Source organism: uncultured Streptococcus sp., assembly GCF_963521865.1.
Taxonomy (GTDB): Bacteria; Bacillota; Bacilli; order Lactobacillales; family Streptococcaceae; genus Streptococcus.
On record NZ_CAUQWY010000002.1, the window covers coordinates 133,009 to 145,175 of the forward strand.

A 12,167-nucleotide genomic window follows, 5' to 3' on the forward strand; every position below is an offset into this window, starting at 1 on the left:
GGAGGAAATCATGGTTAAAGTAGCAGTTATGTTAGCTCAGGGCTTTGAAGAAATTGAAGCTTTGACAGTTGTAGATGTCTTGCGTCGAGCAGATATCACTTGTGATATGGTTGGATTTGAGGAGCAAGTAACAGGTTCGCATGCAATCCAAGTAAGTGCAGATCGTGTTTTTGATGGTGATTTATCAGACTATGACATGATTGTTCTTCCTGGCGGGATGCCTGGTTCTGCACATTTGCGCGATAATCAGGCCCTAATTCAAGAATTGCAAAGCTTCGAACAAGACGGAAAAAAATTAGCAGCCATTTGTGCGGCGCCAATTGCGCTCAATCAAGCAGGGCTATTGAAAAACAAGGAATACACTTGTTATGACGGCGTTCAAGAGCAAATCCTTGATGGTCACTACGTCAAGGAAACAGTGGTGGTAGATGGTCAATTAACAACTAGTCGAGGTCCTTCAACAGCCCTTGCCTTTGCCTATGAGCTGGTGGAGCAACTTGGAGGAGACGCAGAGGGTTTACGAACAGGAATGCTCTATCGAGATGTCTTTGGTAAAAATCAGTAAAACGGGAGTTGTTCTCTCGTTTTTTATGTGGAAAAATCTAGGAAATCATCGCTTTTTTCATAAAAAAATGCTATAATGAAGGGTATGAAATATCACGATTACATCTGGGATTTAGGTGGAACTTTACTGGATAATTACGAAACTTCAACAGCTGCATTTGTTGAAACATTGGCACTGTATGGTATCATACAAGACCACGACAGTGTCTATAAGGCTTTAAAGGTTTCTACTGATTTTGCGATTGAGACATTCGCTCCCAACTTAGAGCATTTTTTAGAAAAGTACAAGGAAAATGAAGCCAGAGAGCTAGAACACCCGACTTTATTTGGTGGAGTTTCGGACTTATTGGCAGATATTTCAAGTCAAGGTGGGCGTCATTTTTTGGTCTCTCACCGAAATAATCAGGTCTTAGAAATTTTAGAAAAAACCTCTATAGCAGCTTATTTTACAGAAGTGGTGACTTCTAACTCAGGCTTTAAGAGAAAACCAGATCCTGAGTCCATGATTTATTTAAGAGAAAAGTATCAGATTAGCTCTGGCCTTGTCATTGGTGATCGGCCGATTGATATCGAAGCAGGTCAAGCTGCAGGATTCGATACCCACTTGTTTACCAGTATCGTGAATTTAAGACAAGTATTAGACATGTAAGAAAAAGGAATAAGATGACAGAAGAAATCAAAAATCTGCAGGCACAAGATTATGATGCCAGTCAAATTCAAGTTTTAGAGGGCTTAGAGGCTGTTCGTATGCGTCCAGGGATGTATATCGGGTCAACCTCAAAAGAAGGTCTTCACCATCTAGTCTGGGAAATCGTTGATAACTCAATTGACGAGGCCTTGGCAGGATTTGCCAGCCATATTCAAGTTTTTATTGAGCCAGATGATTCGATTACTGTTGTCGATGATGGGCGTGGGATCCCAGTCGATATTCAGGAAAAAACAGGTCGACCAGCCGTTGAGACTGTCTTTACTGTCCTTCACGCTGGAGGAAAGTTTGGCGGTGGTGGCTACAAGGTTTCAGGTGGTCTTCACGGAGTGGGGTCTTCAGTAGTTAATGCTCTTTCCACTCAGTTAGATGTTCATGTCCACAAAAACGGTAAGATTCATTACCAAGAATACCGTCGTGGTCATGTTGTCGCAGACCTTGAGGTGGTTGGAGATACGGATAAAACGGGAACAACAGTTCACTTCACACCAGACCCAGAAATCTTCACTGAAACAACAACCTTTGATTTTGATAAATTAAATAAGCGTATTCAAGAATTGGCCTTTCTAAATCGTGGTCTTCGAATCTCTATCACAGATAAGCGTGAAGGTTTGGAACAAACCAAGCATTACCATTATGAAGGTGGGATTGCTAGTTACGTTGAATATATCAACGAGAACAAGGATGTGATCTTTGATACACCAATCTACACAGACGGTGAGATGGATGATATCACAGTTGAAGTAGCCATGCAGTACACAACGGGTTATCATGAAAATGTCATGAGTTTCGCCAACAATATTCATACCCATGAAGGTGGAACGCATGAACAAGGTTTCCGTACAGCCTTGACACGTGTCATCAACGATTATGCTCGTAAGAATAAGTTACTGAAAGACAATGAAGACAACTTAACAGGGGAAGATGTCCGCGAAGGATTAACTGCAGTTATTTCAGTTAAACACCCAAATCCACAGTTTGAAGGACAAACCAAGACCAAACTGGGAAACAGCGAAGTAGTCAAGATTACCAATCGTCTCTTCAGTGATGCCTTCTCTGATTTCCTCATGGAAAATCCACAGATTGCTAAACGTATCGTGGAAAAAGGTATTTTAGCTGCTAAGGCTCGTGTGGCTGCCAAGCGTGCGCGTGAAGTCACTCGTAAAAAATCTGGTTTGGAAATTTCCAACCTTCCAGGGAAACTAGCAGACTGTTCTTCTAACAATCCTGCTGAAACAGAACTCTTCATCGTCGAAGGAGACTCAGCTGGTGGATCAGCCAAATCTGGTCGAAACCGTGAATTTCAGGCTATCCTTCCAATTCGCGGTAAGATTTTGAACGTTGAAAAAGCTAGTATGGATAAGATTCTTGCTAATGAAGAAATTCGTAGTCTTTTCACAGCGATGGGAACAGGATTTGGGGCAGAATTTGATGTTTCGAAAGCCCGTTACCAGAAACTCGTTTTGATGACCGATGCCGATGTCGATGGAGCCCACATTCGTACCCTTCTTTTGACCTTGATTTATCGTTATATGAAACCAATCCTAGAAGCTGGTTATGTTTATATTGCCCAACCACCAATCTATGGTGTCAAGGTTGGAAGTGAGATTAAAGAATATATCCAGCCGGGTGCAGATCAAGAAATCAAACTCCAAGAAGCCTTAGTCCGCTATAGTGAGGGACGTACCAAACCAACTATTCAGCGTTATAAAGGTCTTGGTGAAATGGATGACCACCAATTGTGGGAAACAACCATGGATCCTGAACACCGCTTAATGGCTAGAGTATCTGTGGATGATGCTGCAGAGGCAGATAAAATCTTTGATATGTTGATGGGGGATCGAGTAGAACCTCGTCGTGAGTTTATCGAAGAAAATGCTGTCTATAGTACACTTGATGTCTAAAAAATAGGGAGAAGTAGTTCCCTTGGTCTAAAAAATATGATATAATCATTACGATTGTTTCAAGTAAAAAAGGAGTTTAATATGTCTGCTAGCCTAGTAATTTATTTGATAATTGCAGTTGCAGTTTTATTGGTCATTGCTTATGCTATCGCAATCTATGTACGAAAACGCAATGAAAGTAAACTAGCAATTTTAGAAGAGAAAAAAGAAGAACTGTACAATCTTCCAGTTAATGATGAAGTTGAAGCTGTAAAAAATATGCACTTGATTGGACAAAGTCAGGTGACTTTCCGTGAATGGAATCAAAAATGGGTTGATTTATCTCTTAATTCTTTTGCCGATATTGAAAATAATCTTTTTGAGGCAGAAGGTTATAACAACTCATTCCATTTTTTCAAAGCTAGTCATCAAATTGATCAAATCGAGAGCCAAATTACCTTGATTGAAGAAGATATTGCATCAATTCGCAATGCCTTGGCAGATTTGGAGAAACAAGAGTCTAAAAATAGTGGACGTGTTCTGCATACCTTGGACTTGTTTGAAGAGTTACAACATCGAGTTGCTGATCATTCTGAAGAATATGGACAAGGGTTATCTGAAATTGAAAAACAATTGGAAAATATCCAATCAGAGTTTTCTCAGTTTGTAACTTTAAATTCGTCTGGTGACCCAGTAGAAGCTGCTGTGATTCTGGATAATGCTGAAAATCATATTTTGGCTTTGACCCATATTGTTGATCGTATACCAGCAGTCGTAACAACATTATCTAAAGAGCTACCTGATCAGCTAGAAGATTTAGAGGATGGCTATCGTAAACTTTTAGATGCTAATTATCATTTTGCTGAAACGGATATTGAAGCGCGTTTCCAACTGCTTTATGAAGCTCTCAAGAAAAATCATGAGAATATTGCGCAATTAGAATTGGATAATGCAGAGTACGAAAATACTCAAATCCAAGAAGAGATTAATGCACTTTATGATATTTTTACACGAGAAATTGCTGCACAGAAAGTGGTAGAAGGTTTAGTAGCAACACTTCCTACTTATCTTCAACATATGAAAGATAGTAATACTGTTTTAGTGGATGATATTCAACGATTAAGTCAGAATTATCTACTTTCTGAAATAGATGTTAGTCATGTGCATAGATTGCAAGCTGAATTAGACTCTTTGGAAGAATCTGTATTAGCATTAACTTCTGAACAAGAGGAATATTCTGAGCCATATTCATTACTTGAAGAACGTTTTGAAAACTTACAAGCAACTTTGAAAGAAATTGAGGATGAGCAAGTTGAACTTAGTCAACGTCTTGCTCAGATTGAAAAAGATGATATCAATGCTCGCCAGAAAGCAAATGTTTATGTTAATCGTCTTCATACAATTAAGAGATATATGGAAAAACGCAATCTTCCAGGTATTCCTCAGAATTTCTTGCAGTTGTTCTTTACAGCAAGTAACCATACAGAAGAGTTAATGGCTGAACTAGAAGAAGCTCAGGTCAATATCGAAGTTGTAAATCGTATGCTTGAGATTACAACAAATGATATGGAAGCACTTGAAGATGAAACTTATGATATTGTTAAATATTCAACTTTGACTGAACAATTACTACAGTATTCGAACCGTTACCGCTCATTTGATGAACGAATTCAAGAAGCCTTTAATGAATCATTAGAAATCTTTGAAAAAGAATTTGATTACCATGCTTCATTTGATAAGATTTCGCAAGCTTTGGAAGTCGCAGAGCCTGGTGTAACCAATCGTTTCGTTACTTCATATGAAAAGACACGTGAGACAATTCGTTTCTAAGATAGTAAAAAAGATTTGATTCTGTGAGAAGCAAATCTTTTTATTTATTAATTACCTATAAAAAACTTGTAGGATAGGATTTCAAGATAAAAAATTGGAGACGATTTAAAAAGCAAGTCAGAACCTATGTTTGGCTTATTAGGTTCAATAGCTTTCTAATCTCTCCAAAATTTTATTTGGTTGGAATCGAAATCCCAATTAATTTTTCTGAGTAGAGTGTTTTGATATTGCCCTCATCAATAGAGTCCTTATCAATTTTACGTTTCAAGAAAAAATCTTGAATAGCTTCGATTTCAGTTTCGCGAATAGCACGGTGTTTGTTTGAAATGAGGATTTCATAGTGAAGCGGAGCTTGGGTAAAAATAACATCTGTATTCCCTGCAGAATAAACCTCAACAAGGGTTGCATCTGTACTTTCTAGCTGGCTTTTAACAAGTTGCGAGTGTGAGTTTGTCGTATTGATAAGCTTCATAACATTTCCTCCGATTTTCTAATTCTATTATAGCACTTTTTGAATAAAGTAGCTTGATTTAGCCAATTTTATGCTGTTTTTTCCAAGATTCGATAGCCCATTTATGGCTACCACGTTTGAGATTTTCAATAGCCTCGTCAATAGGGAACCAGGCAATATGATTAAAGTCTTCTAGTGGCTTTTGCACTTCTTTGAAGGAAGTTGCTTCATAGAGGTAGGCCGGATTGTAGTAGTAGGTGTCACGATGACGAGAATAGAAATATTCGTCAGCTTGTCCGTAATAAGTACCAATTTCAGCTGTAAAGCCAAGCTCTTCAATCAATTCACGCTTTAGGGCTTCTTGATGATTTTCACCTGCTTCAATTTCGCCACCTGGTAAGAACCAAGCGCCATTAGGTGCTTGAACTAAAACTATTTGTTTTTTTTCAGGATCAGGAATAACTGCATAAACTCCATAACGAGTAACATAGTCTGTATTCGCTTTTTTTTCTCCGAAAGTTGGGTTTGCCATTGTATTTTCCTCATTATCTATTGTCTTTATTATTATCTTAATGGACAAAGGCCGAGCTGTCAAGAACTTATAGTTACTTTTGTAAAAAGGAGCAGAAAATTTTCATTTTCTACTCCTTTTCTATAAGATTTATACTTCTTTTTCAGAAGTTTTTACTTCAGCTTTTTTGGCAGACTTAATTTGAATGTTGCCCTTGCTGGTCATAACTGCCTTTAGGTCTTTTTCGCTTGGATTTTCAAGGTAGTAGTCAGTGATTGCGTCTTCAATATAGTCTTGAATAGTACGACGAAGTGGGCGTGCCCCCATTTTTGGATCATAACCGAGGTCAACCAATTTTTCCTTGACTTTCTCTGTTACATCTAAATGAATGTTGTTGCTAGAAAGACGTTTGTTAACATCTGCTAGCATGAGCTCGACAATCTGAAGAAGGTTATCCTTGCTGAGAGCCTTAAATTCGATAATACCATCAAAACGGTTCATAAACTCTGGGCTAAAGAAGTTGCCGAGTTCACCGAGAACAGAGTTGGTTCGTCCTTCTCTAGCAGCACCAAATCCAACGCTGGCTTCGGCCTTACCTGTACCTGCATTTGAAGTCATGATGATGATGGCATCCTTGAAACTAACGGTACGTCCTTGCCCATCTGTCAAACGACCATCGTCCAAGACCTGAAGGAACATGTGCATAACATCTGGATGGGCCTTCTCTACTTCATCCAAGAGAATAAGAGAATATGGATTGCGGCGAACTTTTTCAGTTAATTGCCCAGCCTCATCGTAGCCAACATAACCTGGAGGGGCACCAACTAATTTCGCAACACTGTGTTTTTCCATGTATTCACTCATATCGAAGCGAATCATGCTGTCAGCAGAACCAAAGAGTTCGATAGCCAGTTGTTTGGAAAGTTCTGTCTTACCGACACCAGTTGGTCCGACAAAGAGGAAGCTTCCGATTGGGCGGTTAGGCGTACCGAGACCGACACGATTACGGCGAATAGCTTTTGCAATCTTATCGACAGCATCGTCCTGTCCAATAACATGAGACTTGAGGTCTTCAGCTAGATGGATGAGTTGAGATTGTTCTTTTTCTTTCAAATCGCCAACAGGGATATTGGTTTTCTGCTCGATAATGTGCTCAATGGTTTTCTCACTGATGATAGGAGTATCCTGGTCTGTGACCTTTTTCTTTTGCATTTCCTTATACTTGGCAATCTGGTCGCGGAAGTAGGCGGCCTTCTCAAAGTCTTCTTCTCGTGTAGCTTGAGATTTAAGATTTTCAGCCTCAATCAAGCGCTGATCAATGACTTTAGGATCGACAAAATTCAAGGTCAAGTTCATCTTAGAACCAGCTTCATCTAGGAGGTCAATGGCCTTGTCAGGTAAGAAGCGATCTTGGATGTAACGATTGGAAAGAGTTGCAGCTGCTTCAATTGCAGCATCGGTATACTGAACGTGGTGGTAGTCTTCGTATTTCTTTTGAATGCCTTTGAGGATAGTGATTGTTTCTTCCACGGTTGGTTCATCGACCTTGACAGGCTGCATACGACGCTCTAGGGCAGCATCCTTTTCAATGATACGGTATTCATTGAGGGTAGTAGCACCGACTAGTTGCAGTTCCCCACGAGCAAGGGCGGGTTTGAGGATATTTCCTGCATCCATATTGCCATCGCCTGCAGAACCAGCACCGACAATTTCATGGATTTCATCGATAAAGAGGATGATGTCCTCACGTTTGCGAATTTCTTCCATGAGTTTTTGCATGCGTTCTTCAAATTGTCCACGGATACCCGTTCCTTGAACCAAGCTAACCACATCCAGACGGATGACTTGTTTACCTTGGAGTTTATGTGGAACATCGCCATCAACGATTTTCTGAGCTAGACCTTCGACAACGGCCGTTTTTCCGACACCTGGTTCACCGATAAGAACAGGATTATTCTTGGTTCTGCGATTGAGAATTTCGATGACACGGATAATCTCATCGTCGCGCCCAATAACGGGGTCAATATCTCCACGACGAGCAATTTCAGTTACGTTGATACCAAATTCTTCCAGCAGGCCTTTTTCTTGGCTTGGTGGAGGAGTTTGAGCAGGTCCACGATTTTGGGAACCATAACCGCCATTTCCACCGTAACCTCCACCTGATTGGGTTGGGGGAGTCGGAGGAGTATTGCTGGAAGGTCTAAAATTGTTTAGGTCATTGAAGAAATCACCAAAGGGATCGAAGTCACGATTGTTCAGATCAGTCATACCTTTAAAGAGGCTATTGTTAGGATCTGTCTTGATAATCTTATAGCAGTTTTGACAGAGGTCAATTTGTTTTTGCTTTCCATTGAGATTGGTATAAAGATGAATTGTTGAGTCGTTGATTTTACAGTTTTGACAAAGCATACATCTACCTCATTTCTTTCTTTAGCCTGACCTGTTTAAAGGTCAAAAATAGTCAAATTTCTATACTCTCATTATAACAGGATTGGAGTGTAAAGCAAGTAAAAAGATTGCAGCTTTGAGAAGTTGTTACAATGAAAATTTTTGTGAATTTGGACTAAAAAAATCCTATTTGTGAGACAAAAAGGATTTTGGTTAGACATGCAGGGACAATCCCAGCTTGTTTTAGATTAGTAGAGAAGTTCGTAAATCTCCATTGCAATCAAGTCAATGCTATCAAACGTATAAGTTTCGCGAGCTTCTACATCACGAAGGGTAAAGATTGAGCCGTTTTCTTCGTCGTGGCTGTATGCAACTTCTGCAACAACAACTCCTTCGCGTTCAAAATTACGTTTTAAATTTCCGCCGTCTTTTGCCATTGCTTCAAGGCGGTTGATAATTCTAACCAAATGTGATTCCATTTTGATTCTCCTTCATTTCTTATCGTTACTATTTTACCATAAAGGAGGTCAACTTGACTAGAAAAAACTAAGATTTCTCGCTAATTCTACCAGCTTAAAGTTTTTTTGAATAAATTAGATAAAAGATTTGAATTTTAATTCAATTAATGTTATAATCATACAGTATTCTATTTTAGAAAGCAGTGTGACTATGAATTTTTCTTTTTTACCAAAGTATTTACCTTATTTTAACTATGGGGCTGTCGTGACGGTTCTTATTTCTATCGGTGTTGTCTTTTTTGGGACTATTTTGGGTGTTATATTGGCTTTTGGGCAACGTTCAAAGTTTAAACCGCTTGTTTGGCTTGCCAACTTATACGTTTGGATTTTCCGTGGGACACCGATGATGGTTCAGATTATGATTGCCTTTGCTCTTATGCATATCAATGCTCCGACTATTCAGGTTGGGATTTTGGGTGTTGACCTTTCTCGTCTGATTCCAGGAATTTTGATTATTTCTATGAACAGTGGTGCTTATGTTTCTGAGACTGTTCGGGCTGGGATTAATGCGGTTCCTAAGGGGCAGTTAGAGGCGGCCTATTCTTTAGGAATTCGTCCTAAAAATGCGATGCGCTATGTGATTTTACCACAAGCTATCAAAAATATCTTGCCAGCCTTGGGGAACGAATTTATCACTATTATTAAGGATAGTTCCCTCTTATCAGCTATCGGTGTCATGGAGTTGTGGAACGGGGCTACAACAGTTTCCACAACAACCTATCTACCTTTAACACCACTTTTATTTGCAGCCTTTTATTACTTGATTATGACCTCTATTTTGACAGTAGCCTTGAAAGCTTTTGAAAAACGTATGGGACAAGGAGATAAGAAATAATGACAGAAACCTTGATAAAAATCGAAAATTTACATAAATCTTTTGGAAAGAATGAAGTATTGAAGGGCATCAACCTTGAGATTAAACGTGGAGAAGTTGTTGTTATCATCGGTCCTTCGGGGAGTGGAAAATCTACCTTGCTTCGCTCTATGAATTTGTTAGAAGAAGCGACCAAGGGGAAGGTTATCTTTGAGGGAGTCGATATTACGGATAAGAAGAATGACCTGTTTGCTATGCGTGAGAAGATGGGCATGGTTTTCCAACAATTTAATCTCTTTCCTAATATGACTGTGATGGAAAATATTACCTTGTCTCCTATCAAGACAAAAGGTGAAAGTAAGGAAGTTGCAGAGAAGAGAGCTCAGGAACTTTTGGAAAAAGTTGGTTTGCCAGATAAGGCAACTGCTTATCCACAGAGTTTGTCAGGTGGCCAGCAACAACGAATTGCCATCGCGCGTGGGTTGGCCATGGAACCTGATGTTTTGCTCTTTGACGAACCAACTTCAGCCCTGGATCCTGAAATGGTAGGTGAGGTGTTGGCTGTTATGCAAGACCTTGCCAAGTCAGGGATGACTATGGTTATTGTAACTCATGAAATGGGATTTGCCCGTGAGGTTGCAGATCGTGTCATCTTTATGGCAGACGGTGTGGTTGTTGAAGATGGGACACCTGAGCAGATTTTTGAACAAACCCAAGAACAACGGACTAAAGACTTCTTGAGTAAGATTTTATAAGTTAGCTTTGTTTAGCTATTTGTAGTCAACTTTAAACTTTCAAGAGAAGAATAGTGAAAAGCTCAACCAGGGCTTTTTCTTATAGTTTGAAGCTATAGGATGACCTAGTCAAGAAGTGTTAGAGCTACATTGTATTTTTTGGTATAATTAAAGATATTTGTAAGAAAAGAGAAGTGATATGACACAGATTATTGATGGGAAGGCTCTAGCGGCCAAATTGCAGGGACAGCTGGCTGAAAAGACTGCAAAATTAAAGGAAGAAACAGGTCTAGTGCCTGGTTTGGCAGTGATTTTGGTTGGGGACAATCCAGCCAGCCAAGTCTACGTTCGCAACAAGGAAAGGTCAGCTCTTGCGGCTGGTTTTCGTAGCGAAGTAGTGCGAGTTCCAGAGACCATTACTCAAGAGGAATTGTTAGACCTGATTGCTAAATACAATCAAGACTCAGTTTGGCATGGGATTTTGGTCCAGTTGCCCTTACCAAAACACATTGATGAAGAGGCGGTTTTATTGGCTATTGACCCAGAAAAGGATGTGGATGGTTTCCATCCTCTAAATATGGGACGCCTTTGGTCTGGACATCCAGTTATGATTCCATCAACACCTGCAGGAATTATGGAAATGTTTCATGAATATGGGATTGAACTAGAAGGTAAAAATGCGGTCGTCATCGGTCGTTCAAACATTGTTGGAAAACCCATGGCTCAGCTTCTGTTGGCCAAGAATGCAACAGTGACCTTGACTCACTCACGCACCCATAATCTCGCTAAGGTTGCTGCTAAAGCGGATATTCTGGTGGTAGCAATCGGTCGTGCCAAGTTTGTGACTGCTGACTTTGTCAAACCAGGTGCGGTAGTCATTGACGTTGGGATGAATCGTGATGAAAATGGCAAGCTCTGTGGGGATGTGGATTATGAGGCAGTTGCCCCACTTGCTAGCCATATTACGCCAGTTCCTGGAGGTGTCGGTCCTATGACCATTACCATGCTGATGGAGCAAACCTATCAGGCAGCAGTCAGGACATTGGATAGAAAATAAAAGAAACATTCGCTGAAGAGAGTGTATTTTCAATAGCTATATCTAAAACGGCAGAAATGAGTATTAAATTTTAGATATATGATTAAAAAAGACAAACTATAAGAAAAGTCAATAGTTTTATCTAAAATATTTCTTGTTCCAAATTTGCTGATTTTAGAGCACGTCAAAAATCCCTTGAAAAAATCCATTTTTTCAAAGGTAATCCTGTGTCAAATTCAGAAGTTACATCACTTTTTGTTCGTCAAAGGGTAGCTCGTTTTTGAGAAGATAAAACAGCATTCTGATAAGTTTTTTTGCAAGGTAAATGATGGTTACATTGTAATGTTTTCCTTGTTCTAACTTATACTCATCTGTTTTCAAAAAGTATTCTAGTCCATCGCCGATTAACGATGGACTTTATCATTTCCTTCTCCAGTCCTTGTATGGCATCTTCCAAAGTTCGAAAGGCTTTATTCTTAAATCCACGTTTACGAATCTCTTTCCACACTTATTCAATGGGGTTCATCTCTGGTGTGTATGGAGGAATAAAGGTAAAGCCAATATTAGTCGGAATCTTTAAGGTACTTGATTTATGCCATATAGCATTGTCTATGACAAGTAAAAGATAATCATCTGGATAAACTTGTGAAAGCTCTTCTAAAAAGGCGTTCATCCACTAGACTTCCTGCGAAACAAAAATATGATACAATAAAACTATGAATTATGAATCAA

Annotated in this window: 11 protein-coding genes and 1 pseudogene; 7 read left to right on the forward strand and 5 right to left on the reverse strand. The window is 39.5% G+C overall.

All coding sequences use genetic code 11. The features are described from left to right. The first annotated feature begins 10 nt into the window (after positions 1-10). The 4 genes from RWO85_RS01470 (at position 11) to ezrA (ending at position 4,983) form a co-directional block, all read left to right on the forward strand. Entirely contained in the window at positions 11-565 is a 555-nt protein-coding gene (locus RWO85_RS01470) for a DJ-1 family glyoxalase III (RefSeq protein ID WP_314413529.1), read from the forward strand. Positions 566-649: 84 nt separating this feature from the next. Next, positions 650-1,213 (forward strand): HAD family hydrolase, encoded by a 564-nt coding sequence (locus RWO85_RS01475; RefSeq protein ID WP_314413530.1) that lies wholly within the window; start codon positions 650-652, stop codon positions 1,211-1,213. Between the two features lie 14 nt (positions 1,214-1,227). Then, entirely contained in the window at positions 1,228-3,174 is a 1,947-nt protein-coding gene (gyrB, locus tag RWO85_RS01480) for a DNA topoisomerase (ATP-hydrolyzing) subunit B (RefSeq protein WP_314413531.1), read from the forward strand. Between the two features lie 81 nt (positions 3,175-3,255). Beyond that, positions 3,256-4,983 carry a septation ring formation regulator EzrA gene (gene ezrA / locus RWO85_RS01485; RefSeq protein ID WP_314413533.1) on the forward strand — a complete coding sequence of 576 codons (1,728 nt, stop codon included), beginning with the start codon at positions 3,256-3,258 and terminating at the stop codon, positions 4,981-4,983. 172 nt (positions 4,984-5,155) lie between these two features. Here ezrA and RWO85_RS01490 read toward each other — a convergent pair whose 3' ends face one another. The 4 genes from RWO85_RS01490 to RWO85_RS01505 form a co-directional block, all read right to left on the reverse strand. Beyond that, positions 5,156-5,455 (reverse strand): DUF1827 family protein, encoded by a 300-nt coding sequence (locus RWO85_RS01490; RefSeq protein WP_314413534.1) that lies wholly within the window; start codon positions 5,453-5,455, stop codon positions 5,156-5,158. Positions 5,456-5,513: 58 nt separating this feature from the next. After that, positions 5,514-5,966 (reverse strand): NUDIX hydrolase, encoded by a 453-nt coding sequence (locus RWO85_RS01495; RefSeq protein WP_314413536.1) that lies wholly within the window; start codon positions 5,964-5,966, stop codon positions 5,514-5,516. Between the two features lie 129 nt (positions 5,967-6,095). After that, positions 6,096-8,354 (reverse strand): ATP-dependent Clp protease ATP-binding subunit, encoded by a 2,259-nt coding sequence (locus tag RWO85_RS01500; RefSeq protein ID WP_314413537.1) that lies wholly within the window; start codon positions 8,352-8,354, stop codon positions 6,096-6,098. Between the two features lie 227 nt (positions 8,355-8,581). Further along, on the reverse strand, positions 8,582-8,812 hold the full coding sequence (locus tag RWO85_RS01505; protein ID WP_000443570.1) for a DUF1797 family protein: 231 nt from the start codon (positions 8,810-8,812) through the stop codon (positions 8,582-8,584). Between the two features lie 190 nt (positions 8,813-9,002). Between RWO85_RS01505 and RWO85_RS01510 the strand changes: the two genes are divergently transcribed. The 3 genes from RWO85_RS01510 to RWO85_RS01520 all read left to right on the forward strand — a co-directional run bounded on the left by RWO85_RS01510 (position 9,003) and on the right by RWO85_RS01520 (position 11,456). Then, positions 9,003-9,686: an amino acid ABC transporter permease gene (locus RWO85_RS01510; RefSeq protein ID WP_314413538.1), complete on the forward strand. Its 684-nt coding sequence runs from the start codon at positions 9,003-9,005 to the stop codon at positions 9,684-9,686. Beyond that, the gene (locus RWO85_RS01515) at positions 9,686-10,420 is read left to right on the forward strand and encodes an amino acid ABC transporter ATP-binding protein (RefSeq protein WP_314413541.1); all 735 of its coding nucleotides are present in this window, start codon (positions 9,686-9,688) and stop codon (positions 10,418-10,420) included. The genes RWO85_RS01510 and RWO85_RS01515 overlap by 1 nt, the downstream gene beginning before the upstream one ends. Before the next feature lie 178 nt (positions 10,421-10,598). Next, a complete protein-coding gene (locus RWO85_RS01520) occupies positions 10,599-11,456 on the forward strand; it encodes a bifunctional methylenetetrahydrofolate dehydrogenase/methenyltetrahydrofolate cyclohydrolase (RefSeq protein ID WP_314413542.1) in 858 nt (285 codons plus the stop codon). 346 nt (positions 11,457-11,802) lie between these two features. Here the strand turns inward: RWO85_RS01520 and RWO85_RS01525 are convergent. Further along, positions 11,803-12,111, reverse strand: a pseudogene (locus RWO85_RS01525) (transposase); the annotation flags it as partial. Positions 12,112-12,167: the final 56 nt, after the last annotated feature.

What these genes read in the sequence shown, in the direction of transcription:
- RWO85_RS01470 (WP_314413529.1), top strand. Translation starts at nt 11, where the DNA reads ATGGTTAAAGTAGCAGTTATGTTAGCTCAGGGCTTTGAAGAAATTGAA.
- ezrA (WP_314413533.1), top strand. Translation starts at nt 3,256, where the DNA reads ATGTCTGCTAGCCTAGTAATTTATTTGATAATTGCAGTTGCAGTTTTA.
- gyrB (WP_314413531.1), top strand. Translation starts at nt 1,228, where the DNA reads ATGACAGAAGAAATCAAAAATCTGCAGGCACAAGATTATGATGCCAGT.
- RWO85_RS01495 (WP_314413536.1), bottom strand. Translation starts at nt 5,966, where the DNA reads ATGGCAAACCCAACTTTCGGAGAAAAAAAAGCGAATACAGACTATGTT.
- RWO85_RS01520 (WP_314413542.1), top strand. Translation starts at nt 10,599, where the DNA reads ATGACACAGATTATTGATGGGAAGGCTCTAGCGGCCAAATTGCAGGGA.
- RWO85_RS01490 (WP_314413534.1), bottom strand. Translation starts at nt 5,455, where the DNA reads ATGAAGCTTATCAATACGACAAACTCACACTCGCAACTTGTTAAAAGC.
- RWO85_RS01500 (WP_314413537.1), bottom strand. Translation starts at nt 8,354, where the DNA reads ATGCTTTGTCAAAACTGTAAAATCAACGACTCAACAATTCATCTTTAT.
- RWO85_RS01515 (WP_314413541.1), top strand. Translation starts at nt 9,686, where the DNA reads ATGACAGAAACCTTGATAAAAATCGAAAATTTACATAAATCTTTTGGA.
- RWO85_RS01475 (WP_314413530.1), top strand. Translation starts at nt 650, where the DNA reads ATGAAATATCACGATTACATCTGGGATTTAGGTGGAACTTTACTGGAT.
- RWO85_RS01510 (WP_314413538.1), top strand. Translation starts at nt 9,003, where the DNA reads ATGAATTTTTCTTTTTTACCAAAGTATTTACCTTATTTTAACTATGGG.
- RWO85_RS01505 (WP_000443570.1), bottom strand. Translation starts at nt 8,812, where the DNA reads ATGGAATCACATTTGGTTAGAATTATCAACCGCCTTGAAGCAATGGCA.